This window comes from Rhizobium arsenicireducens (genome assembly GCF_964021225.1).
Genome location: NZ_CAXHYK020000001.1, coordinates 1319283 through 1342337 on the forward strand (window position 1 = coordinate 1319283; position 23055 = coordinate 1342337).

Consider the following 23055-nt stretch of genomic DNA (forward strand, 5'->3'; position numbering starts at 1 on the left):
ATATGACCGGTTTGATCCTCAGCAGTGCAGAACTCGATCCGCGCCGCCGGCGCATCCTGTTCCGTTGCTGGCACCGCGGCATCCGCGAAATGGACCTGATCCTCGGCCAGTTCGCCGAGGCCGAGATCGCCACCATGGACGACGCAACGCTCGACGAGCTGGAGCGCATCATGAGCGAAGAGGACCAGGACCTGGTGAAATACATCACCGGCGCTTCGCCTGTGCCCGCGCATCTTCAGACCCCGCTGTTCGAGCGCATCGCCGCTTGTCGCCCCGATTTCTCGCCTGTCACCGTGGAAGGGCTCGGACGCTCGGAATGATCTCGCTTCTCGATACCAGGACGATCGCGGCGGCAAAAACCGCGCTCACCGTCTCGCATGTGCCGGACGGCATGGACGCCTTCGTGCTGGCGGAACTCGCCCGCCTCGGCCAGCCGGTCGCCTATATACTGTCGGACGGCCAGCGCATGGCCGACATCGAGCAGAACCTGTCCTTCGCGGCCCCCGAAATCCCGGTGCTGACGCTTCCGGCCTGGGACTGCCTGCCCTATGACCGCGTATCGCCCTCGGCCGATACGTCGGCGCGACGCCTGACGGCGCTGTCCGGCCTCGTCGCCCATGGCAAGAAGCCGCATGCGGCGATCGTTCTCGTCACCGTCAATGCCATGCTGCAGAAGGTGGCGCCGGCCGAGGTGATCGACAGCCTCGGATTCTCGGCCCGCCCCGGCAACCAGATCAAGATGGACGACATCGCCGCCCGGCTGGAGCGCAACGGTTTCGAGCGCGTGGCGACGGTGCGCGAGGTCGGCGAATTCGCCGTGCGCGGCGGCATTCTCGACGTCTTCGTGCCGGGCTCGGAGGAGCCGGTCCGCCTCGATTTCTTCGGCGACACGCTGGAGAGCATCCGCACCTTCGATCCGGCCAACCAGCGCACCATCAGTCAGGCCCGTTCGCTCGATCTCCATCCGATGAGCGAAGTGACGCTCACCCCGGATTCGATCAGCCGGTTCCGCAAGAATTATCTCTCGCTGTTCGGCGCCGCCACCCGCGATGACGCGCTCTATGCGGCCGTATCCGAAGGCCGGCGCTATGCCGGCATGGAACACTGGCTGCCGCTGTTCCACGACCATCTCGACACGGTGTTCGACTATCTCCAGGGCTTCCGTATCGTCACCGACCATACCGTGCGGGAGGCGGCCGAGGAGCGCGCCAAGCTGATCCGCGACTATTACGAGGCGCGGCTGAACACCGGCACGCCCGGCAAGGGTCACCTGTCCCAGGGAACGCCCTACAAGCCGGTCCCGCCCGAGCGGCTCTATCTCGGCGCCGGCGAATTCGGCCGGATGCTGGATACGCATGCGCCGCTCCGGCTCACCCCGTTTGCCGAGCATGACGGCGAGGCACGCAAGGTGATCGAGATCGCCGCGCGTCCCGGCCCGCGCTGGGCCAAGACAGCGATCGAGACGGGCGAGGGCAATACGCGCACCAACGTCTTCGACCAGGCGGTGAAGTACATTGCCGAGAAGCGCGCGGCCGGTTCCAAGGTGCTGATCGCCGGCTGGTCCGAGGGCTCGCTCGACCGCCTGCTGCAGGTGCTCGACGAACACGGCCTTGCCAACCTCAAGCCAGTCTCGGCGCTCAAGGATCTCGACGGACTGAAGAAGGGCGAGGCGGCGACAGCCGTGCTCAGCCTGGAGGGTGGCTTCGAAGCCGGCGACCTCGTCATCGTCGGCGAGCAGGACATTCTCGGCGACCGCATGGTGCGCCGCTCCAAGCGCCGCAAACGCGCCGCCGACTTCATCTCGGAAGTGGCAGGACTGGACGAGGGCTCGATCGTCGTCCATGCCGAGCACGGCATCGGCCGCTTCGTCGGACTGCGCACCATCGAGGCGGCCGGCGCGCCGCATGCCTGCCTCGAGCTGCGCTATGCCGACGACGCCAAGCTCTTCCTGCCGGTCGAGAACATCGATCTCCTGTCGCGCTACGGCTCGGAGTTCAGCGATGCACAGCTCGACAAGCTGGGCGGCGGCGCATGGCAGATGCGCAAGGCCAAGCTCAAGAAGCGGCTGCTCGACATGGCGGGCGCGCTCATCCGCGTCGCCGCCGAACGCATGATGCGCATGGCACCGGTGCTGACCACCCAGGAAGGTCTTTACGATGAGTTCGCCGCCCGCTTCCCCTATGACGAGACCGAAGACCAGATGAACGCCATCGAAGCGGTGCGCGGCGATCTTGGCGCGGGCCGGCCGATGGACCGGCTGATCTGCGGCGACGTCGGCTTCGGCAAGACGGAAGTGGCGCTACGCGCCGCCTTCATCGCGGCGATGAACGGCATCCAGGTCGCCGTCGTCGTGCCAACCACGCTGCTGGCACGGCAACACTTCAAGACCTTTACCGAGCGCTTCCGCGGGCTGCCGATCCGCATTCAGCAGGCTTCGCGTCTGGTCGGCACCAAGGAACTGAACCTCGTCAAGAAGGAAGTGGCCGAAGGCAAGACCGACATCGTCGTCGGCACCCATGCGCTGCTCGGCACGGGCGTCAACTTCGCCAATCTGGGGCTCTTGATCATCGACGAGGAACAACATTTCGGCGTCAAGCACAAAGAGCGGCTGAAGGACCTGAAGACCGACGTGCATGTGCTCACCCTCTCGGCGACGCCGATCCCGCGCACCCTGCAGCTCGCCATGACCGGCGTGCGCGAACTGTCGCTGATCACCACGCCGCCGGTCGACCGCATGGCGGTGCGCACCTTCATCTCGCCTTTCGATCCGCTGGTGATCCGCGAGACGCTGATGCGCGAGCATTTTCGCGGCGGCCAGAGCTTCTACGTCTGCCCGCGCTTGGCGGACCTTGCCGACATCCAGGCGTTTCTGGCCTCCGACGTGCCGGAACTGAAGGTCGCGGTCGCCCATGGCCAGATGGCGGCGGGCGAACTCGAAGACATCATGAACGCCTTCTATGACGGCCGCTATGATGTGCTGCTGTCGACCACCATCGTCGAATCCGGTCTCGATGTGCCGACCGCCAATACGCTGATCGTGCATCGCGCCGACATGTTTGGCCTGGCTCAGCTCTACCAGTTGCGCGGCCGCGTCGGCCGCTCCAAGGTCCGGGCGTTTGCGCTCCTCACGCTGCCGGTCAACAAGGTGCTGACGACGACCGCAGAGCGTCGCCTGAAAGTGCTGCAATCGCTCGACACGCTCGGCGCCGGCTTCCAGCTGGCGAGCCACGACCTCGACATTCGCGGCGCCGGCAATCTGCTCGGTGAAGAGCAATCCGGCCACATCAAGGAAGTTGGCTTCGAACTCTACCAGCACATGCTGGAGGAGGCGGTCGCCGAGGTGAAGGGCATCGACGAAGTCACTGACAGCGGCTGGTCGCCGCAGATTTCGGTCGGGACCTCGGTGATGATCCCCGACGAATACGTGCCGGACCTGCATCTGCGCCTCGGTCTCTACCGGAGGCTTGGCGAGATCACCGAACTGAACGAGATCGATGGTTTCGGCGCCGAGATGATCGACCGCTTCGGACCGCTGCCGATCGAGGTCCAGCACCTCCTGAAGGTCGTCTACATCAAGGCGCTGTGCCGCAAGGCCAATGTCGAGAAGCTCGAGGCCGGCCCCAAGGGCGTGGTCGTGCAGTTCCGCAACAAGCAGTTCCCGAACCCGGCAGCCCTGGTCGGCTATATCGCCAAGCAGGGGTCGATGGCGAAGATCCGTCCGGACCAGAGTGTGTTCCTGACCCGTGATCTTCCGACCCCGGAGAAGCGCCTGTCCGGCGCGGCGGTGGTGATGACGCATCTGGCGGAACTGGCGAAGGCCTGATCCGGTGCGGATACGCTATAACGGGGCGGCGGTCTCGTCTTCCGGCTTGATTGCCAGCGCCGCCTCGTCCTTACCGGCAACCGCAAGCGGCAGGGCGACGCCCTTCGTGCGCTCTCGCGAGATGGTGAGCAGACCGGAGCCGATGATCAGCGCGATGCCGGCCACCATGGGCAGGTCGACGCGATCGCCGAAGATCAGGTAGCCGAAAAGAATACCCCACAGCATCTGGCTGTACTGGATGGGTCCGACAACGGCGGCAGGCGCGTAGAAGGCAGAGTACATCAAAAGGACGTTGCCCAGCGCTCCGAGCAGGCCATAGCCGGCGAGCAGCAGCCATTCCTGGCCCGTCGGCCAGCGAAAATCGCCGAGCATCAGCAATCCGCAGATGACGAGCCCGCCGAGCAGGCCTGCGCCATAAAGCGAGATGTTCTTTTCCGACGGTCCGATGGCGCGATAAATGACGATCGACAACGCCCCGCCGAGGCCGGCGAAGACGGCGCCGACATGACCTATGGAAAGTTCGCGGAAACCCGGGCGCAGCACGACGAGAACGCCGATGAAGCCGATGATCACCGCACCCCAGCGGCGGATGCCAACCGGTTCTTTCAGGAACACCACCGACATGATGGTGACGAAGGAGGGGAGAAGGAAGATCAGGCAGAAGGCCTCGGCCATCGACAGATGGGTGAAGGCGGTAACGCTGCCGATGATTCCGGCGCCGGCGGAAAAGAACCTCAGCAGCCACAGCGGACGATTGGTGGTGGCCAGCACGTCCTGCCAGCGATCGCCGCGCTTCATCAGGAAGGGCAGGGCGGCGATGCCGAAGACGGCGCCGAAGAAGCCTAATTCGAAGGGGCTGACGCGCCCCTCGATGAGTTTCACGCAGGCATCGGACACCGCATAGGCGGCAAAGGCCGTAAAGGCGATGAGAATGCCTCGAAGAATGAGATCGGAGCGCACGGCAGAATGTCCCGGGAGGAAGGAGATCAGCCGTGCTTACGAAGCTTCCCGCAGCGCGTCAATTGAGTTTCGAGAGCGCCTCGGATTTCATCCGGGCGATGTCGCGCAGCGCTCCCGCGATCACGTCCGGCGTCTGCGCGCCGCTCACTGCATATTGCTGGTCGAAGATGAAGAAGGGAACGCCGTTCACGCCCATCTGCCGGGCTGCTTCGATCTCGCCCAGCACTTCAGCCTTGTCCGCGTCGCCGGTCAGCAAGGCGTCGATAAGGGCGCGATCGAGACCGGCCTTTTCCGCGATATCGAGCAGTACGGACGGATCGCCGACATTGCGGCCCTCCTCGAAGTTGGCCTTGAACAGGGCCGAGACGACGCGGTTCTGTATCTCCCGGTCCTCCACGCCCGCCCAATGGATCAGACGGTGCGCGTCGAGCGTGTTCGGTCCGACCTTGATGGCGCCGAAATCAAACACAATGCCGACCGCGGAGCCGAGTTCGCGCAACTGGTCGTGGGCGCGATCCATGTTGTCCTTGCCGCCAAGCTTCTCAGCGAGCGCCGCCTGATGATCGACGCCTTCCGGTGGGTAGTCGGGATTGAGCTGGTAGGGGCGCCAGTTGACGTCGACGCCGATCTCGTCCTGCACCTCGCCAATGGCGATATCGAGGCGCGCCTTGCCCAGATAGCACCAAGGGCAGACGACATCCGAGACGATGTCGATGGTGATGCGTTCCATGGTGCTTCCTTTCCGGGCGGCTCAGGGCCGAAATGACCGATCGCTGCCACGTAAGGGCAATCGCGGCACATTTCAACCGGTTCCCTTGCGGCAACCGCCCCGAAACGACTGAACAGCTCTATCATTGTGCGCGGGCATCCCACCACACTGGAAGCTGGTAGCCATAGAGAGGGCTCCGCTCCGGCCGGGCAATATGCTGCCAGCGGGCAAGCCACTGCTCTCCGATATGGTAGAGCGGCACAACATAGTGCCCGGCGACCAGGAGCCGGTCGTAGGCGCGCACGGCGGCGCGGAAGTCCTCCATGCTGCGGGCATTGGCCAGCGCGTCGATCATGCGGTCGACATCGGTGTCGGCGACGCCCGCATAGTTGAAACTGCCCTGGGCATCGCGCGACGACGAATCCCAGCGGTTGAATTGCTCGGCGCCGGGCGACAGCGACGAGGTATAGGCCTTGACGATCATGTCGTAGTCGAAGCTGTTCGAGCGTGACTGGTATTGGGCGTCGTCCACGGTACGGATGGTCATCTGGATGCCGATCAGCGCCAGTGCGCGCTGATAGGCGATCGCCATTTTCTCCTGGCCTTCGTTCTGTGTCATGACTTCAAAGGAAAGCTGCTTGCCCGAGGCATCCACCATCTTCCCGCCCTTGATAGCGTAGCCCGCCTCGGCCAGCAGCGAGACGGCCTGTCGCAGGATCTTGCGATCAGCGCCTGAAGCGTCCGAAACGGGCATGGCATAGGTTCCCGCCAGTATTTCCGGGGCAATCCGTTCCTTGGCGGGCCCAAGAAGCGCCAGTTCGCGTTCATCGGCGGCATTGCCGAACGCGCCGAGCGCCGAGTTCTGCCAAAAGCTCTGGCTACGCTTGAACGCTCCGCCATAAAGGTTCCTGTTCACCCACTCGAAATCGAAGGCGTAGGATAGGGCCTCGCGCACCTTGGCATCAGCGAAGATTGCCCGGCGGGTGTTGAAGACGAAGCCAAGCATGCCGGAGGGGAGGCCTGGCTGGAAAACCTCCTTCACGACGTCGCCGTTCTTGACCGCTGGGAAGTCATAGGCGCGCGCCCAGTGGCCAGAGTCGCCCTCGGGATAGATGTCGATGTCGCCCTTCTTGAAGGCCTCGAACAGCGTGGAATCCTGGAGGAAATAGGTGACCGAGATCTCGTCGTAATTGTCGAAGCCGATCTTCGACGGAATGTCCTTGCCCCAATAGTCCGGATCACGTTGGTAGACGATCTTCTCACCGGGCCTGATCGACCCGATCTTGTAGGGCCCGGATCCGAGCGGGATTTCGAGCGAACTCCGGTCGAAAATCTCCGGATCAACCGCATGCTTTGGCAGGATCGGCGACATGGCGAGGATCAGCGGCGTCTCACGATTGGCCAGCTCGTTGAAGGAGAAGCGGACGCTATTTTCACCGACCTTCTCCATTTTTTCGACGACCGCGAGGCGCTTGTTGTAAGGTGGGCGGCCTTTCTCCTGTAGCAGATTGAAGGAGAAGATCACGTCCTCGGCCGTCACCGGCTTGCCGTCGTGCCAGCGCGCCTTCGGATTGAGATTGAACTGGATGAAAGTGCGGTCCTCGTCCCATTCGACTGTTTCGGCAAGTAGGCCGTAGAGCGAGAAAGGCTCGTCGCTCGAGCGCGTCATCAGCGATTCGTAGAACAGGGCGCCGTACTCCGGATCCCATATGCCGCGTGCCGTGGTGCGCATTCCCTTCAGGACGAATGAGTTCAGGCTGTCGAAGGTACCGACGACCCCGTAGTTGATCTTGCCACCCTTCTTCACCTGCGGATTGACGTATGGGAAATGTTTATAGTCCGCGCTGAGTGCCGGTTCGCCATGCATGGCGATGCCATGCATGGGCTCGGCGTGGGCAAGAGTGCACTGGGCGAGAAAAAGCAGGCTGAGGGCGATGCGGCGCACGAAGTATCCTTTCAGCGAGGTCCGAGAATCTCAGCGAAGCTAGCATGAACACCATAATACAAACACATCGCCATGCAAAAAGCCGCGTTGCTCCCGTATACCCCCAAAGAAAGACTGGATATTCCGGACTTCGCGATGTAACAGGGGATCCGGGTGCCAAGGTCATGTATTTGCCTCATTTCGACGACAGTTGACAGGCAGCACGACCGGCGAGTGTCGCGGCCTTTACAAGTGCCCGATGTCGGTTTTCAGGAGACGGATTAGGTTATGATGTTCAATGCAACCAAAGCTACGCGGACGGCACTGTCTGCTCTCGTTCTGACCCTCGGCGCGGCTTCTGCCCCGACGGTTGTCAGCGCCCAGGACGCCGCCGCACCAGCAGCGGCCGGCCAGGCCAAGTGGTTCAAGACCTGCACCAAGCAGGAGGAGGCCGATGTCTGCGTCGTTCAGAACCAGCTGGTCGCCCAGAACGGCCAATTGATCACGGCCGTTGGCCTGATCTCGGTCGAAGGCAAGGTCAACCGCAAGATCCTGCAGGTAACCGTTCCGTCGGCACGCCTTATCCCGCCGGGCATCATGATGCAGATCGATGGCGCCAAGGGCACCAAGCTCGACTATGCCGTCTGCCTTCCGGACCGCTGCACGGCAGAAATGCCGCTGACAGACGCTGTCATCGCCAGCCTGAAGAAGGGCAATGAGGTGGTGTTCACCTCGGTCAACTTCCGCCGCGCTCCCAACCCGATCAAGATCGCGCTCGAGGGGTTCACCGGCGCCTATGATGGCGAGGCCATGTCGCAGTCACAGGCGGAAGAGCGCCAGCGGCTGTTGCAGGAAGCCATGCAGAAAAAGCAGGAAGAGCGCAACAAGGCGATCAACGACGCTCAGGACGCCGCCAAACAGGGCAACTGATCATTCGCTTCTCTCAGACATGAAAAAGGCCCGCGATGCGGGCCTTTCTTTTTGGTTCATTGCGTTCCGGCGATCCGCCACGTTCCTTTGCGAGATCCCTCAGTGCGCGAAGCTCGCCTTGGGCTTATAGCGTCCGGCCTGCTCCAGCACGAAGATCTGCTGTATCTGAGGGTTGCGCAACGGTTCTCCGCTGGGGTCCTTTTCCAGATTCTGCTCGGAGACATAGGCGACGTATTCGGTTTCGTCATTCTCGGCGAGCAAGTGGTAGAAGGGCTGATCCTTCGCGGGTCGCACTTCTGCCGGGATGGCGTTCCACCACTCCTCGCTGTTGGCGAATTCCGGATCCACATCGAACACGACGCCGCGGAACGGAAAGACCTTGTGACGGACAACTTCCCCGATGCCAAATTTTGCGCTGCTGTGTTTCATGGGCTTCACTTCCTTTCCCCATGGATTTGGGGAGGGAACCGCAAAACATCAAGACCTGACCATGTTTTCGCCGTCAGGCCGCAGGCTTGCCGCCGCGCCGACCGGGTGCGGTCGCGAGAACCAATCCACCCATGACCAGCACGATCCCGACGGCGTGGTACGCCTGGAACCGCTCACCCAGGAATAGCACCGCCATGATGATCGCCATGGGCGGCATGAGATAAAGCGTTACGCCGGCCATTGCCGGGCCGAACACCCGGACCGCATGCTGGAAGCAGTAGAAGGCGGCGAGAGAGGCAAAGAGGATGATGCCGAGAAGCTTGGTCCAATCGCTCGTCGTATCCGGCAGCAGACCGCCGGTCAGAACCTCATAGAGTGCCGGCGGAATAAGGACGAGCGTGCCAGACAGCGCCAAAAGCCCGAAGAGCGGCATGGGCGGCATGGCCTGGACCGCCGGATGGCGCAACAGTAGCGAATAGAGCGCAAAGGCGATTGCCGCAGCGAGAATGCCAAAATCGCCGATGTTGAATCGCAGGTGGAGGAGGGCAGTCCAATCGCCCTTGAGAACGATCACCGCGACGCCGCCAAAGGCGACAACCATGCCGATGATTTCGGCGGATGAAATCCTGCGCCCCTGGAACAGCCATTGCAGCAGGATGATGAACAACGAAGAGGTCGTATAGATGAGCGTCGCGTTCGACGCTGTCGTCAGTGTCAGCGCCCAATAGACGAAGCCTCCGCAGATCCCCATCCCAAGGATGCCAAGGACGAGCCAGATGGCGGTGTGAGACTTGACGAAAGCGAGGCACAGGGCACGCTCGGAATAGACGAAGGGGAAGATGATCAGCGCAGATCCTGCCCAGCGCAGGAATGCGGTGGTGAAGGGGGCAATGTCACCCGTGATGCCCCGGCCGAAGATCAAATTCGAAGAGAAGAACACGGGCGCCAAAAGGAAGAGGGCCCAGTCGAGGGGTCTCGCACCTGAGGAGGCATTGGATTGAGGCATCGAGGACAGCGATCTTTCGGAGCAGGGAGGATAGTGCCGGGCCGGGGGCCGGCCAATCAGCGACGACCACAGAGACCTTGTCGGCTTGGAAAGCAGTAAGACCTTGGGCGCCCGCTCGGCTGACTGATCGGCAACCACCTCAATCGGGCACAATTCATGAGGTTGAATCCTAAATCGCTACATAAGGAAACAGACGCAACAATTTGAAATTACCGAATTATGCCGCGAATGCACGCCAGGAACAAGAAACCGGCTTGGCCCATCGGGCCGTGCCGGTTCCGTTTTTCAGGTGACCGGCCATCCACTGGAGAGCCGGTCCACGCCTTGTCAGGCCGAGAAGTACATGTCGAATTCGACCGGGTGTGGGGTCATTTCGAAACGCATGACTTCGGCCATCTTCAGCTCGATGAACGAGTCGATCTGATCGTCGTCGAACACACCGCCGGCGGTCAGGAACTTGCGATCCTTGTCAACGCTTTCCAGCGCTTCGCGCAAGCTACCGCAGACGGTCGGGATCTTCTTCAATTCCTTCGGCGGCAGGTCGTAAAGGTCCTTGTCCATGGCCTTGCCAGGATGGATCTTGTTCTTGATGCCGTCGAGGCCGGCCATCAGCATGGCGGCAAAGGCGAGATAGGGGTTGGCGGTCGGGTCCGGGAAGCGGACTTCGACGCGCTTGGCCTTCGGGTTCGAGCCGAACGGAATACGGCAGGAGGCCGAACGGTTGCGGGCCGAATAGGCCAGCAGGACGGGCGCTTCATAGCCCGGGACCAGACGCTTGTAGGAGTTGGTCGACGGGTTGGTGAAGGCGTTCAGCGCCTTGGCATGCTTGATGATGCCGCCGATGAAGTAGAGGCAGGATTCCGATAGGCCCGCATATTCGTCGCCGGCGAAGGTCGGCTTGCCGTCCTTCCAGATCGACAGGTGGACGTGCATGCCCGAGCCGTTGTCGCCGAAGATCGGCTTCGGCATGAAGGTGGCCGTCTTGCCATAGGCATTGGCGACCTGGTGCACGACATACTTGTAGATCTGCATCTTGTCGGCGTTGCGCACCAGCGCGTCGAACTTGATGCCGAGTTCGTGCTGGGCAGCGGCCACTTCGTGGTGATGCTTTTCGACCACGACGCCCATTTCGGCGAGCACGGTCAGCATTTCGGAACGCATGTCCTGCAGGCTGTCGATCGGCGGGACCGGGAAATAGCCGCCCTTGACGCGCGGACGGTGGCCGAGGTTGCCGGTTTCATAGTCGGTGTCGTCGTTCGACGGCAGTTCGGTCGAGTCGAGCTTGAAGCCGGTGTTGTATGGATCGGCCTTGTACTTCACGTCGTCGAAGACGAAGAATTCGGCTTCCGGACCGACAAAGGCGGTGTCGCCGATGCCCGATGCCTTGAGGTAGGCTTCGGCCTTCTTGGCGGTGCCACGCGGGTCGCGGTTATAGGCTTCGCCGGAAACCGGATCGAGGATGTCGCAAATGATGACCATGGTCGACTGGGCGAAGAACGGATCCATGTGGACCGTATCCAGGTCGGGCATGAGAACCATGTCGGACTCGTTGATCGCCTTCCAGCCGCCGATCGAGGAGCCATCGAACATGACGCCGTCGGCGAACATGTCCTCATCGACGCAGACGACGTCCATCGTGACGTGCTGCAGCTTGCCCTTCGGGTCGGTAAAGCGCAGGTCGACGAACTTGACGTCGTTGTCCTTGATCTGCTTCAGAATATCGTGTGCGGTCGTCATTTTTGAATTCCTTGAGTGTGATGACGATGATGAAGTCCGGTCCCGCAGGGCGGGACAGACCGACTAGATGGCATCGACGCCCGTTTCACCGGTACGGATGCGAACGACTTCCTCGACGTTCGAAACGAAAATCTTGCCGTCGCCGATCCGGCCCGTCTGGGCGGCATTGCGGATCGCGTCGATGACAGCTTCGACGTTTTCGTCGGCGAGGACGACCTCGACCTTCACCTTGGGCAGGAAGTCCACCACATATTCCGCACCGCGGTACAATTCAGTATGGCCCTTCTGCCGGCCGAAGCCCTTGGCTTCCGTGACCGTAATACCCTGCAGGCCGACTTCCTGAAGGGCTTCCTTCACTTCGTCCAGCTTGAAAGGCTTAATGATCGCTTCGATCTTTTTCATGAGAAAATATATCTCCGCTTCCCTCAACATGGCGGAAAGTCCCGCTCGGCCAACTCGATGCATGTAACGTGCCAGTTTTGGCGCAAACTGCGATCGAAAACGGTAAAATTTCGCGCTTCCAATCGAAATCTCGCGCAAGACAGGGCAAAACGCGAGTCCATTTTGCCAAAAAACTAATTTTTCGCGCGGTTCTTTCGTCGCAGGCAAAACGGCAAATGACCGCCTGCCACACATTTCAGCACAACTGGAAGGGCAACATTTGTGCATATGCGCATTATTTCACCATTTGCCACTTGAGCACGCTTTCCATTCCCCGCTGCCGTGGAATCTGCTTTGATGGTGGGATGAAACGCGATCGTGAAAACTGGCTGCTGACACCTGCTGCGATGGGACGTGCCGATCAGGCAGCAGCGCGGTCGGGCATTGATTCCTTTGGCCTGATGGAAAAGGCAGGCCGGGCCGTCGCAGCGGCAGCCCTCAGGCTCTTGCCCGGAGCACTGCGCTTCGTCGTGTTGTGCGGCCCCGGCAACAATGGCGGGGACGGCTATGTCGCAGCACGGGCGCTTGCCGATACGGGCTGCGAGGTCGCCGTGTTTTTCCTTGACGATCGGGCGCGCCTCAAGGGCGATGCGTCACTGGCCCTTTCACTTTGTGCAATCCCCGGTGAGAAGCTTGAGTGCTACGAGCCTCGACAGGGCGACGCGATCATCGACGCGATCTTCGGCGCCGGCCTCGATCGCACTGTGCCAGACATCGTAGCAGCGGTCATCGCCAAGGTCGGAGAAGCCGGGTTGCCGGTCATCGCCGTCGATTTGCCCTCCGGGCTCGACGGCCGGACGGGCAGGGTGCTCGGTGCCTCGTTCCAGGCACTGCACACCATAACCTTCATGACGCGCAAGCCCGGTCATGTACTGCTGCCGGGCCGCAAGCTTTGCGGATCGGTCGAAGTCTTCGATATCGGCATCCCAGAGCGTATCATCGCGCACGAGGCGGAGGGCTTCCGGGTCAACACCCCGGCCGCCTGGTCCCATCTGCTGCCTTCCGTCGACCTTGAGGCCCACAAGTTCCGTCGAGGCCATCTAACCGTCTTTTCCGGCCCTGCGACAGCGACCGGCGCCGCGCGACTCTCGGCGACTGCTGGGCTGAAGGCTGGCGCCGGCGTCGTCACGATCGCCTCGCCGGTCGATGCGCTACAAACCAACGCTTCGCAACTGACCGCCGTGATGTTGAAAGCGGTAGAGGATCTTTCTGCGCTTGGCGCTTATCTCGAGGATGCGCGCCACAATGCCTTCGTGCTCGGGCCGGGATTTGGCGTCGGCCAGACGGCGCGCGATTTCGCCCTTGCACTCAAGGATCGGCGCCTCGTGCTGGACGCAGATGGCATTACGTCCTTCCGCGAAGACCCGCGTCCTTTGTTCGAGGCGTTTGGTGGCGATGAGACCCGTCTGGTCCTGACACCGCACGAAGGCGAGTTCGCCCGGCTGTTCCCGGACATCGCGTCGGACACCAACGCCAGCAAGATCGACATGGCCCATATCGCGGCTGCGCGAGCGCATGCGATCCTCGTTTACAAGGGGGCCGACACCGTGATTGCCGGACCGGACGGGCGGGCGCTGGTCAATACCAATGCGCCGTCATCGCTCGCAACCGCCGGATCAGGCGACGTTCTGGCTGGCATCATCGGCGGTCTGCTGGCGCAGGGCATGCCGGCCTTCGAAGCAGCCGCGGCGGGCGTTTGGCTGCATGGCGAGGCCGGTAGAAGGGCGGGCGAGGGGCTGACAGCCGAGACCCTGGCCGATGGCATAAGACCGCTTGACCGATAGCGCCGCGCATCGGTGCAATCGTCACCATCCACGTCGCATGAGGCGGTCCACACTGATGGATGCGCAACCGGATTCGGACGGCAAATCGACACGACAAATAGCGCCGATATGGATCACTGCTGCTATACCCAAGCGCGCTGCACTGCAAAATACATCCTGTCGCAGCGTCTATAAAATCGTTCTAAACCATGCGAAATTGTTGATAATATTCACCTATCTAAATATATTCGTGCACGTCTTGTATTGGCTCACTCGCTAATTGATAATATTCCTTGGGAACGGACATTGGGAGATGTCCTTGGCGAGGAGGGCATTGGGAGATGCCCGAAAAAACTGGGAGGAAAGCATGCAGAAATTTGAAGATTCGACGGTTTCGCGCCGCTCTTTTCTAAAGAAAACAGTTTTGGGCGGTGGTGCAGCAACGGCTACCGCCTTGGCGGCGCCGGCGGTACTGGCTCAGGCTCCGATCGTCATGAAGATGCAGACGTCCTGGCCCGCATCGGACATCTGGATGGATTTCGCCCGCCAGTACACCGAGCGGGTCGAGAAGATGTCCGGCGGACGCCTGAAGGTCGATCTCCTTCCAGCCGGCGCCATCGTTGGCGCTTTCCAGGTACTTGATGCATGCAGTGACGGCGTCCTTGACGCTGCCCATTCGGTGCCCGTCTATTGGTACGGCAAGCACAAGGCGGCCTCGCTGTTCGGCACGGGACCCGTCTTCGGCGGATCGGCGACCACCATGCTGGCATGGTTCAATGCGGGCGGCGGCGAAGAGTTCTATCGTGAGCTGGTTCAGGATGTTCTTGGGCTGAATGTCGTCGGCTTGCTCGGTTTCCCGATGTTTGCCCAGCCGTTCGGATGGTTCAAGAACGAGATCAATTCGGTCGCCGACATTCAGGGCCTCAAATACCGCACCGTTGGCCTGGCCGCCGACCTCATGCAGTCGATGGGCATGTCGGTTGCGCAGCTTCCGGGCGGTGAGATTGTGCCGGCGATGGAGCGCGGTGTGATCGACGCGTTCGAATTCAACAACCCTTCATCCGACATGCGCTTCGGTGCACAGGACGTCGCCAAGAACTACTATCTGTCGTCCTACCATCAGGCGTCGGAATCGTTCGAGTTCCTGTTCAACAAAGACTTCTTGGAAGACCTGGATCCGGACCTGCAGGCGATCCTGCGTTACAGCGTCGAGGCGGCCTCTACATCCAATACCGCCATCGCCATGGACAACTATTCCGCCGATCTGCAGAAGCTGGAGAAGGACAGCGGCGTAAACGTGCGCCGAACCTCGACCGATATCCTGGACGCACAGCTGAAGGCCTGGGACGCCTTGATTACCGAACTCGAGAAGGATGCCTTCATGAAGAAGGTTCTCGACAGCCAGCGCGCCTGGGTCGAGCGCGTCACCTACTACGAGCTCATGAACTCGCCCGACTATGCGCTCGCTTACGAACACTACTTCCCGGGCAAGCTTGCCCTTTGAGCCGTTACTGACCATTCGAACTGTTGAGGCCCCGGCAGCGCAGTGCTGCCGGGTTTGTCCGGTCAAGAGGGAAGCTCGCCCCGATGGTTGCATTCATCCGCTTCGCCGACGATCTGTCGGCATGGTTCGGCAAGGCGTTTGCCTGGCTGATCATCCTGATGTCGTTCGGCACGGGATATGAGGTTTTCGTACGCTACGTCCTCAAGAGCCCGACCCCCTGGGCGCTGGACGTTTCCTTCATCATGTATGGCTCGCTTTTCATGATGGGTGGTGCCTACACGCTGTCGCGCGGCGGTCATGTGCGCGGCGATTTTATCTATCGCCTCTGGCAGCCCCGTACCCAGGCCGTGGTCGACCTTGTGCTCTACCTGATCTTCTTCTTTCCGGGCGTCACTGCTCTCATTCTGGCGGGATGGAAGTATGCCGCGCGTTCGTGGGGCTACGGTGAGGTGAGTGTCAACAGCCCTGCCGGCATACCGATCTACCAGTTCAAGGCCATTATCGTCGCCGCCGGAATTTTGTTGTTCATCCAGGGCATAGCCCAGGTGTTGCGCTGCATCGCCTGCATTCGCGACGGCTACTGGGTAGAGCCGGAGGAAGACATTCAGGAAACGGAAGACCTCTTGTTGAAGAAAGTCACCGAAGCCGAGGCAGGGGGCCACATATGACCGATCCGCAAGTGGCCCTGCTGATGCTGGGCCTGTTTATTCTCGTCGTCTTTCTTGGCTTTCCGATTGCCTTTACGCTGATGGCCATGGGTATCGGCTTCGGCTATTACGCCTATTTCGACGCGGGCCGGATGTGGCGCGCCTATGACCGCCTCGCCGAAGGCGCAGGTTGGTGGGACAACACCACGCTCTGGCTCGAGGGGCTGTTCAACAATCGCATCTTCGACCTGTTCATCAACCAGACGTTCACGGTGATGTCCAACGAGGTGCTGACGGCGATCCCGCTCTTCCTGTTCATGGGTTATATCGTCGAACGCGCCAATATCGTCGACCGCCTGTTCACCACGCTGAACATCGCGTCGAAAAACATGCCCGGCTCCATGGGGGTTGCGGCGCTGATCACCTGCGCGTTGTTCGCAACCGCGACCGGCATCGTCGGCGCCGTGGTGACCCTGATGGGGTTGCTGGCCCTGCCGGCCATGCTGAAAGCCCGTTACGACAAATCCTTTGCTTCCGGGATCATCTGTGCCGGCGGCACGCTCGGCATCCTCATACCGCCTTCGATCATGCTGATCGTCTATGCGGCAGCCTCGGGCGTTTCGATCGTGCGGCTCTACGCCGGGGCGCTGCTGCCGGGGCTCACGCTGGTCGGGCTCTATCTTGCATACGTTATCGGCCGCTCGATCCTACAGCCCAGCGTGGCTCCTCGACCGACAGCGGAAGAAGTTCCGGACGTGCCGTTCGGCCGGCTTGTCATCATGGTGATGACCTCGTTTTTCCCGCTGGCCTTTCTGATCCTCGCGGTCCTCGGGTCGATCCTGTTTGGCCTGGCTACGCCGACAGAGGCCGCGTCCATCGGAGCGCTCGGTGGCATGCTGCTGGCGGTGGTCTATCGGGCGATGACTTGGCAGCGGATGCGCGAAAGCGTCTATCTGACGGTACGAACGACCGCGATGGTTTGCTGGTTGTTCGTCGGCTCCTACACCTTCTCGTCGGTGTTTTCATATCTCGGCGGCGAGCAGGTCATCAGCGAATTCGTACAGAGTCTGAACCTCACGCCGTTACAGTTCCTGCTGCTGGCACAGTTGATCATCTTCCTGCTCGGCTGGCCGCTGGAATGGTCGGAAATCATCATCATCTTTGTTCCGATCTTCCTGCCGCTGCTGGATATGTTCGGGATCGATCCGCTGTTCTTCGGCATTCTCGTGGCGTTGAATCTGCAGACTTCGTTCCTGACTCCGCCAATGGCCATGTCGGCCTATTACCTGAAGGGGATAGCGCCGCCGGATGTGAAGCTGACGCAGATTTTCGCGGGCGTCATGCCCTTCCTGGGTATGGTCTTCATCGCCATGCTGTTGATGTACCAGTTCCCGCAAATCGTCTTCTACTTGCCGGAGTTGTTTTATGGGAAGTGACGAGGCGCTGCTGTCGCTTGATGCGGTCACCTTGCGTGATCGCATCGCCGGTGGAGCGCTAAAGGCAATCGACCTGGCCGAGGCCTGCATTGCCCGTGTTGAGGCGCTGGACGAAACTGTGCAGGCATGGGCCTGGTTCGACGCCGAATTTGTCCGTCATCAGGCCCGGGCTCTGGATGTCTTCAGGATGTCCGGACGGCCGCTCGGCGCCTTGCACGGCATTCCCGTGGCGATGAAGGACATCATCGATACTGCCCGGATACCGACGGAAAACGGTTGCGCATTCGACAGCGGGCGGATGCCGGAGCAAGACGCAGTGGTGGTCCAGCGGCTGAAGGCGGCCGGCGCCATCATCATGGGCAAGACCGTGACGGCGGAACTGGCTTATCTATACCCCGGCAAGACCCGCAATCCCGTCAATCCCGACCACACGCCAGGCGGTTCGTCGTCGGGCTCGGCCGCGGCGGTGGCTGCCGGAATGGTGCCGCTTGCGGTCGGAACCCAGACCGGCGGATCGGTGATCCGGCCAGCCGCTTTCTGCGGCACGATAGGCTACAAGGCCAGTTTCGGCGCGATACCGCGCACCGGTATCCTCACGCAATCGCCAAGCCTCGATACCGTCGGTGTCTTTGCACGCTCGGTGGAAGATGCGGCCATGCTGGCGGAGGTGCTGTTCGGTCACGATCTCCTCGATCGGGACACAGCGCCGGCGCCGCATCCCCGGCTTCTGCATCTGGCGCGCAGCGATGCTCCGGTAAAGCCGACCTTTGCCTTGCTGAAGACGCCGTTCTGGGAGCGCGCCGATGACCAGAGCCGCGCCGCCATCGAGGAACTGGCGGGCATGCTGGGCGACCACTGCTTTGAGGCGGCCCTGCCGAATGCCTTTGCCGATGCCCCGGCCATCCGCGAGCGCATCAATCTGGCTGAAATGGCCAAATGCTATTACCGCTACGAGCAGCGGGGCAAAGCCAGTCTTTCGCCGACCATTGCCACGGCCCTTGCCGCCGGCAATGCCATATCGGCGCGCGACTATCTCGCTGCGCTCGACTGGCGCGACGTGCTCCATGCCGGTCTGGCCGAGATCTTTGATCGCTGTGATGCTATCCTGACGCTGTCGGCGCCAGGTCCGGCACCTGCCGGCCTGGAAAGCACGGGGGACTCGATCTTCAACGGCCTCTGGACGCTTTGCGGCACGCCGGCCATCACCCTGCCGGTCTTCGAGGCAGAGAACGGCCTGCCAATGGGCGTTCAACTGGTGGGGCGGCGAGGCGACGACGGGCGATTGCTCCGGACCGCCCGCTGGCTTTCCGACTACATTTCCACCTCCGGGGAGGACAACCGACCATGAACCGCTTCTTGTCCATCATCGCATTTCTCGTGCTTGTCGGATTTGTCGGCATATTGCTACTGAAGGTGCCGCGGCTTGATCTCGCCGCGATGATCTTGCTGACCGTGGGCATGGTCGGTTATGACTTCTTTGTCTACAAGGACCGCTCCGGCGATCATTGAGCCTCGCGACCCAGAACCCATCACGCATTTTGAACACTGGCATCAAAACAATGCATTTCCCTTGAGACCCGAGATCGTCGTATCGCTGATTAAAAGGTCGAGGAGAGAGTCGCATGACGCCCGTTCATGTTTTGCTGCTGGTGCTGGTCGCCGCCCTCTGGGGCTTCAATTTCGTCGTCATTCGGCTCGGGCTAGACAATTTTCCGCCGCTCTTCTTCTCCGCGCTGCGATTCTTCTTCGCGGCCGTGCCGCTCGTCTTCTTCATCCCCAAGCCTGACGTGCCCTGGCGGATCATCATCGGCATTGGCCTCATGCTGGGCGTAGTCAAGTTTTCCTTCCTGTTCATCGGCATGGATGTCGGCGTGCCGCCAGGCCTTGCCTCGCTGCTCCTGCAGTCGCAGGCCTTCTTCACCGTGCTGCTCGCCTTCCTTGTCTTCGGCGCCAAGCCAAGACCGCTACAACTCGCCGGCATGGTGATCGCCTTTTCCGGCATCGCGCTCATCGCATCGTCCATCGACGGCGATTTCACCATAACAGGCCTCGCCCTCGTCATTGCCGCGGCAATCGCCTGGGCCTCATCGAACATGCTGATGAAGAAGGCCGGCAATGTTCACATGCTCAATCTGATGGTCTGGGTCAGCCTCATTCCGCCGATCCCGCTTCTGATCATCTCGGTCCTGTTCGAGGGTTGGGACCGCGATCTCGCCGCTCTTAGCAACATCAATCTGGCGGGCGCCGGCGCGGTACTGTTCGTCGCCTATGTCGCGACCATCTTCGGTTTCGCCATCTGGGGGGCGATGATCAGCCGCTACGGTGTTTCAACCGTCGCACCGTTCTCGCTGCTCGTTCCCGTCTTTGGCATGTCGTCTTCAGCCCTTTTGCTCGGAGAGGCGTTCGGGACCCTGCGGATCGTGGCCGCCGTCCTGATTGTCGTGGGCCTGGTAATGAACGTCTACAATCCGCAATGGCTGGGCCGCAAACCGGCTGCGGCCTAAGAGTTCACGCCTAAAGCAGCCGGCTACGCCGCAGCATTCCCTCGTCCTCGAGCAGGGGATAGCCGATTGAGGCGAACAGCGAATTGATCTCCTTCAGATCGCGCATCGTGTCGATATGCAGCGAGCTGGACTCGAAGCTTGCGGCATTGCCGTCGCGCAGCCGTTGAAGATGTTGCTCCTCGCTGATTCGAACCAGATTGCGCACTGCCTCCTTGCGCGCCACCAGTTGGCGGGCGTGCTCCACGTCGCGATTGACCAGCAGGTTGAAGGCGAGGCGGGCGTTCTTCACCACCTCGTTGTGCATGGCCGTCAGTTCCGACCAGCCCTCGGGCGAGAAGGTGGTATTGCGGTCGTGCTTCTTGCGCACGCGGTTCAGCATGTTCTGCGAGATGATATCGGCGGCCTGCTCGATCTTGATCGTCGTGCCGAGCAGCGACTGGCACTGGGCGGCCGACGCCTCGTCGAGTGCCGTCTGCGATATGCGGGCGAGATAGAACTTGATGTCCCGGTGAATTTCATCGATTTCGTCGTCGAGGGCCTCGATGGCCTGCATCTTCTTCGGATCCCAGGTCTCGTAGAGCTCAATGATCCAGTTGAGCATGATCTCGGTCTTTTCGCAGACGGTCAGCACCTCGCGCGTCGCGTTGCTGATAGCCTGACGCGGATTGGTGAGGTCGGCCGGATTGAGGACGGAGAGCCGCGACGGAACCACGGTTTCGGCCGTGGGCTTGGCCAGTACCGCCTCCAGCGCCCGCGCCACGATGCCGCTGAACGGCAGCCCGAAGATCAGCACCGCGGCATTGATCGCCAGGTGGATCATCACCACGGCATCGCCCAGTCGGGCGGCAAAGAGCAGGGGATCGAGGCTGACGGCAAACTGCAGGGCGAGTGCCGCCAGCGTACCGAAGCCGCGGATGACGAAATTGCCGAGCGGTACGATGCGGGCGGCAGCCTCGGCATTCTTGGTCAGGATCGCACCGATCACAGCCGCGCCGAAATTGGCGCCGAGCACCAAGGGGATGATCAAAGCGGGCGGTAGCAGATCACGGTCGGCGAGCGAGGCGAACAGAAGGATGGTCGCAACGCTCGAATGGAAGGCCCAGGCGAGCAGCGCCGACAGCAGGAAGGCGGTGATCCAGTCGCGCGACAGGTAGTTGAACACCAGCGGCAGGATTTCGCTGGAGCGCAGCGGGTCGGAGGCTTCGCCGATCAGGCGGAGCGACAGCAATAGCAGGCCCAAACCGAAGAGGATGCGTCCCGCCTGGCGCCAGTTGCGCTGCTCCGAGGCGCGAAAGGCGATCGTACCCATCAGCAGAAGGACTGGAATCAGCAGCGCAAGATCGTAGCGCAGGATGCGAACGACAAAGGCAGAACCGAGATCGGCGCCGAGCAGGGTGGCGACGCCGATCCCCGTGGATACATAACCGCCAGCGACAAAGGACGAGACGATCAGGGCGACGGCGGTGGCGCTCTGCAGTACGATGGCAAAGAAGAAGCCGCCAACCGCGGCCGAAAAGCGATTGCTGATGGCTAGCCTCAGCCGTTCCTTGAGCAGATTGCCATAGGCGCGTTCGATGCCGGTGCGCACCATGCGGGTCGCCCAGAGCAGCAGAGCGACGGCTCCGGCGAGATTGATGAAGACGACGATCCCTGACATGCGGCATTCCCGGAGCAAGTGGGCCGGATCGCATGCGACGACATGCCCCGGCAAAGCTGGTGAGCGTCAGCCGAATCCGCGTCGAGCGCGCCCGGCCAAGCGACAGACGCTAGTCCAGAATCGCCATTGTCACAACTTGATGCACATGCCGGTGTCGACGGCAGCAAACGGCCCTAGGCGACCGCCTTCTGCAGGGCGCGCGCACCGTTCGGTGCATTGACCTTGCCGCCCGAAATGAAGAAGGCGAAGACATCGCGCGGCGCCTTGTCGACAGCCCGCTCCGGGGCGATGACCGGCAGGTCGTCCGGCGTACCCCCGCGGGCGTAGGTCTTCAGCCGGTCGGCCCAGGCTTCGATGTCCTTCGGCGGATAGCAGCTCGGAATATCGTCCTCGCCCTTCTGCAGCCGGGCATAGACGAAATCGGTCGTCGGGTCGGCGAACATCGGATAGTCATGATGATCGGCACAGACCGCCGCCACGCCGTATTTCGCCAGAAGGGCGACGAATTCCGGCACCTGGAAGGATTCATGGCGCGGCTCGACCACATGACGAAGAGCGATCCCGTCCTGGTTCTTCGGCAGGAGCGCCAGGAAGGCCTCGAAATCTTCCGGCTCGAACTTCTTCGTGCCCATGAACTGCCAGAGGATCGGACCCAGATGGGGCCCAAGCTCGGTAATGCCCTGGGTCAGGAACTTCTCGACCGACGGCCCGGCCTCGGCCAGCACCTTGCGATTGGTGCAGAAGCGGCTGGCCTTCAGCGAGAAGACGAAATTCTCCGGCACTTCCGAGGCCCATTTGGCGAAGGTCGCCGGCTTCTGGCTGGAATAATAGGTGCCGTTGACCTCGATTGCGGTGAGCTCGCGGCTGGCGAATTCGAGCTGCCGCTTCTTGGCCAGCGTCTCCGGATAGAAGCTGCCTTCCCAAGGGTCGAAGGTCCAGCCGCCGATGCCGGTGCGGATTGTGCCGGATTTGGTCATGAAGCTATCCTCATTCAGGTCTAACGCTCAATCGGCTTCTGCGGATCTTCGCCGAAACCAAGCACCGGGACTTCGTCACCACCTTCGGGCACCAGCCGGAAGACCTTTGCCTCCTCCAGCGCTCCACGGATATTGCCGGCCCGTAGCGCCCGGCGCACCCGATCGAGCTTGGCAATCTCGGCATACCCCATCGACGCTCCCCACTCGCCGACGTCCTCGAGCCTCGACGGGAACCTCTGCGAGGTGTTCACCTTCACGAATGAGCTGCACTGATCTATGGGTCATCGCTGACGCCTCCGTGTAAAACTCGCGTCCCAGCGTTGCGGATCGGGACGGTAGGCGGTGACCAAGACCGCAGGCTCACTCTGGCCCTTCGGAACTCCCCAGACCAGATGAATCGGCTCACCAGCTTCGTCGAACTGAAGAACCAGAACCGCCGGTCCTTTATGATATTCAGGGTAGTCTTCGACGACAATCGCCGTGGAAATGGCACGAATGATCGGTTCGATCAGAAGCCCGTCATCGACCAGTTCCTGCACGGCATGAAGCGAAGCCCGGAACTTGTCTTGCTCTACCAGCGCACGGACAAGTTCAAGGGTTTCGCTCAT

Annotated in this window: 21 protein-coding genes; 10 read left to right on the forward strand and 11 right to left on the reverse strand. The window is 61.5% G+C overall.

The window, feature by feature from the left end; translation table 11 throughout:
- The first annotated feature begins 2 nt into the window (after positions 1-2).
- Both ACWPVA_RS06210 and mfd read left to right on the forward strand, forming a co-directional pair.
- Complete coding sequence (locus tag ACWPVA_RS06210) at positions 3-320, forward strand: succinate dehydrogenase assembly factor 2 (RefSeq protein ID WP_454286851.1); 318 nt, start codon at positions 3-5, stop codon at positions 318-320.
- Positions 317-3823, forward strand: a complete 3507-nt coding sequence (gene mfd / locus ACWPVA_RS06215; protein ID WP_454286852.1) for a transcription-repair coupling factor — start codon at positions 317-319, stop codon at positions 3821-3823. The genes ACWPVA_RS06210 and mfd overlap by 4 nt, the downstream gene beginning before the upstream one ends.
- 15 nt (positions 3824-3838) lie before the next feature.
- Here mfd and ACWPVA_RS06220 read toward each other — a convergent pair whose 3' ends face one another.
- The 3 genes from ACWPVA_RS06220 to ACWPVA_RS06230 all read right to left on the reverse strand — a co-directional run bounded on the left by ACWPVA_RS06220 (position 3839) and on the right by ACWPVA_RS06230 (position 7437).
- Positions 3839-4783, reverse strand: a complete 945-nt coding sequence (locus ACWPVA_RS06220; RefSeq protein ID WP_454286853.1) for a DMT family transporter — start codon at positions 4781-4783, stop codon at positions 3839-3841.
- Positions 4784-4841: 58 nt separating this feature from the next.
- The gene (locus ACWPVA_RS06225; RefSeq protein ID WP_454286854.1) at positions 4842-5513 is read right to left on the reverse strand and encodes a DsbA family oxidoreductase; all 672 of its coding nucleotides are present in this window, start codon (positions 5511-5513) and stop codon (positions 4842-4844) included.
- A gap of 121 nt (positions 5514-5634) precedes the next feature.
- The gene (locus ACWPVA_RS06230) at positions 5635-7437 is read right to left on the reverse strand and encodes an extracellular solute-binding protein (RefSeq protein WP_454286855.1); all 1803 of its coding nucleotides are present in this window, start codon (positions 7435-7437) and stop codon (positions 5635-5637) included.
- Between the two features lie 267 nt (positions 7438-7704).
- Here ACWPVA_RS06230 and ACWPVA_RS06235 point away from each other — a divergent pair, with 267 nt between their 5' ends.
- Entirely contained in the window at positions 7705-8346 is a 642-nt protein-coding gene (locus ACWPVA_RS06235) for an invasion associated locus B family protein (RefSeq protein WP_454286856.1), read from the forward strand.
- Positions 8347-8445: 99 nt separating this feature from the next.
- Here ACWPVA_RS06235 and hspQ read toward each other — a convergent pair whose 3' ends face one another.
- From hspQ to ACWPVA_RS06255, 4 genes are all read right to left on the reverse strand, one after another.
- Complete coding sequence (gene hspQ, locus ACWPVA_RS06240; RefSeq protein WP_454286857.1) at positions 8446-8775, reverse strand: heat shock protein HspQ; 330 nt, start codon at positions 8773-8775, stop codon at positions 8446-8448.
- A gap of 73 nt (positions 8776-8848) precedes the next feature.
- A complete protein-coding gene (locus tag ACWPVA_RS06245) occupies positions 8849-9781 on the reverse strand; it encodes a DMT family transporter (RefSeq protein ID WP_454286858.1) in 933 nt (310 codons plus the stop codon).
- A 327-nt stretch (positions 9782-10108) separates the two neighbouring features.
- Positions 10109-11518: a type I glutamate--ammonia ligase gene (gene glnA, locus ACWPVA_RS06250; RefSeq protein WP_454286859.1), complete on the reverse strand. Its 1410-nt coding sequence runs from the start codon at positions 11516-11518 to the stop codon at positions 10109-10111.
- A 63-nt stretch (positions 11519-11581) separates the two neighbouring features.
- Positions 11582-11920, reverse strand: coding sequence for a P-II family nitrogen regulator (locus ACWPVA_RS06255; RefSeq protein WP_015916113.1), 339 nt, complete (start codon positions 11918-11920; stop codon positions 11582-11584).
- A gap of 344 nt (positions 11921-12264) precedes the next feature.
- Between ACWPVA_RS06255 and ACWPVA_RS06260 the strand changes: the two genes are divergently transcribed.
- From ACWPVA_RS06260 to ACWPVA_RS06290, 7 genes are all read left to right on the forward strand, one after another.
- Positions 12265-13743, forward strand: coding sequence for an NAD(P)H-hydrate dehydratase (locus ACWPVA_RS06260; RefSeq protein ID WP_454286860.1), 1479 nt, complete (start codon positions 12265-12267; stop codon positions 13741-13743).
- A 346-nt stretch (positions 13744-14089) separates the two neighbouring features.
- Positions 14090-15226 (forward strand): TRAP transporter substrate-binding protein, encoded by a 1137-nt coding sequence (locus ACWPVA_RS06265; RefSeq protein WP_454286861.1) that lies wholly within the window; start codon positions 14090-14092, stop codon positions 15224-15226.
- Between the two features lie 83 nt (positions 15227-15309).
- On the forward strand, positions 15310-15894 hold the full coding sequence (locus tag ACWPVA_RS06270; protein ID WP_454286862.1) for a TRAP transporter small permease subunit: 585 nt from the start codon (positions 15310-15312) through the stop codon (positions 15892-15894).
- Positions 15891-17309, forward strand: coding sequence for a TRAP transporter large permease (locus ACWPVA_RS06275; RefSeq protein ID WP_454286863.1), 1419 nt, complete (start codon positions 15891-15893; stop codon positions 17307-17309). The genes ACWPVA_RS06270 and ACWPVA_RS06275 overlap by 4 nt, the downstream gene beginning before the upstream one ends.
- The gene (locus ACWPVA_RS06280; protein ID WP_454286864.1) at positions 17299-18657 is read left to right on the forward strand and encodes an amidase; all 1359 of its coding nucleotides are present in this window, start codon (positions 17299-17301) and stop codon (positions 18655-18657) included. The genes ACWPVA_RS06275 and ACWPVA_RS06280 overlap by 11 nt, the downstream gene beginning before the upstream one ends.
- Positions 18654-18818, forward strand: a complete 165-nt coding sequence (locus tag ACWPVA_RS06285) for a hypothetical protein (protein ID WP_454286865.1) — start codon at positions 18654-18656, stop codon at positions 18816-18818. The genes ACWPVA_RS06280 and ACWPVA_RS06285 overlap by 4 nt, the downstream gene beginning before the upstream one ends.
- A gap of 113 nt (positions 18819-18931) precedes the next feature.
- Positions 18932-19813: an EamA family transporter gene (locus ACWPVA_RS06290; protein ID WP_454286866.1), complete on the forward strand. Its 882-nt coding sequence runs from the start codon at positions 18932-18934 to the stop codon at positions 19811-19813.
- Positions 19814-19823: 10 nt separating this feature from the next.
- Here the strand turns inward: ACWPVA_RS06290 and ACWPVA_RS06295 are convergent, their stop codons facing one another.
- The 4 genes from ACWPVA_RS06295 to ACWPVA_RS06310 form a co-directional block, all read right to left on the reverse strand.
- On the reverse strand, positions 19824-21470 hold the full coding sequence (locus ACWPVA_RS06295; RefSeq protein ID WP_454286867.1) for a Na/Pi cotransporter family protein: 1647 nt from the start codon (positions 21468-21470) through the stop codon (positions 19824-19826).
- Between the two features lie 173 nt (positions 21471-21643).
- On the reverse strand, positions 21644-22447 hold the full coding sequence (locus tag ACWPVA_RS06300; protein ID WP_454286868.1) for a DUF72 domain-containing protein: 804 nt from the start codon (positions 22445-22447) through the stop codon (positions 21644-21646).
- Positions 22448-22467: 20 nt separating this feature from the next.
- Positions 22468-22638, reverse strand: coding sequence for a hypothetical protein (locus ACWPVA_RS06305; protein WP_454286869.1), 171 nt, complete (start codon positions 22636-22638; stop codon positions 22468-22470).
- 90 nt (positions 22639-22728) lie between these two features.
- The gene (locus ACWPVA_RS06310; protein ID WP_454286870.1) at positions 22729-23055 is read right to left on the reverse strand and encodes a DUF4258 domain-containing protein; all 327 of its coding nucleotides are present in this window, start codon (positions 23053-23055) and stop codon (positions 22729-22731) included.

Coding starts and splice junctions, on each gene's coding strand:
- hspQ (WP_454286857.1), bottom strand. CDS start 8,775: ATGAAACACAGCAGCGCAAAATTTGGCATCGGGGAAGTTGTCCGTCAC.
- ACWPVA_RS06310 (WP_454286870.1), bottom strand. CDS start 23,055: ATGAGCGAAACCCTTGAACTTGTCCGTGCGCTGGTAGAGCAAGACAAG.
- ACWPVA_RS06275 (WP_454286863.1), top strand. CDS start 15,891: ATGACCGATCCGCAAGTGGCCCTGCTGATGCTGGGCCTGTTTATTCTC.
- ACWPVA_RS06300 (WP_454286868.1), bottom strand. CDS start 22,447: ATGACCAAATCCGGCACAATCCGCACCGGCATCGGCGGCTGGACCTTC.
- ACWPVA_RS06280 (WP_454286864.1), top strand. CDS start 17,299: ATGGGAAGTGACGAGGCGCTGCTGTCGCTTGATGCGGTCACCTTGCGT.
- ACWPVA_RS06305 (WP_454286869.1), bottom strand. CDS start 22,638: ATGGGGTATGCCGAGATTGCCAAGCTCGATCGGGTGCGCCGGGCGCTA.
- ACWPVA_RS06210 (WP_454286851.1), top strand. CDS start 3: ATGACCGGTTTGATCCTCAGCAGTGCAGAACTCGATCCGCGCCGCCGG.
- ACWPVA_RS06225 (WP_454286854.1), bottom strand. CDS start 5,513: ATGGAACGCATCACCATCGACATCGTCTCGGATGTCGTCTGCCCTTGG.
- ACWPVA_RS06235 (WP_454286856.1), top strand. CDS start 7,705: ATGATGTTCAATGCAACCAAAGCTACGCGGACGGCACTGTCTGCTCTC.
- ACWPVA_RS06285 (WP_454286865.1), top strand. CDS start 18,654: ATGAACCGCTTCTTGTCCATCATCGCATTTCTCGTGCTTGTCGGATTT.
- ACWPVA_RS06255 (WP_015916113.1), bottom strand. CDS start 11,920: ATGAAAAAGATCGAAGCGATCATTAAGCCTTTCAAGCTGGACGAAGTG.
- ACWPVA_RS06265 (WP_454286861.1), top strand. CDS start 14,090: ATGCAGAAATTTGAAGATTCGACGGTTTCGCGCCGCTCTTTTCTAAAG.
- ACWPVA_RS06295 (WP_454286867.1), bottom strand. CDS start 21,470: ATGTCAGGGATCGTCGTCTTCATCAATCTCGCCGGAGCCGTCGCTCTG.
- ACWPVA_RS06270 (WP_454286862.1), top strand. CDS start 15,310: ATGGTTGCATTCATCCGCTTCGCCGACGATCTGTCGGCATGGTTCGGC.
- ACWPVA_RS06290 (WP_454286866.1), top strand. CDS start 18,932: ATGACGCCCGTTCATGTTTTGCTGCTGGTGCTGGTCGCCGCCCTCTGG.
- glnA (WP_454286859.1), bottom strand. CDS start 11,518: ATGACGACCGCACACGATATTCTGAAGCAGATCAAGGACAACGACGTC.
- mfd (WP_454286852.1), top strand. CDS start 317: ATGATCTCGCTTCTCGATACCAGGACGATCGCGGCGGCAAAAACCGCG.
- ACWPVA_RS06245 (WP_454286858.1), bottom strand. CDS start 9,781: ATGCCTCAATCCAATGCCTCCTCAGGTGCGAGACCCCTCGACTGGGCC.
- ACWPVA_RS06260 (WP_454286860.1), top strand. CDS start 12,265: ATGAAACGCGATCGTGAAAACTGGCTGCTGACACCTGCTGCGATGGGA.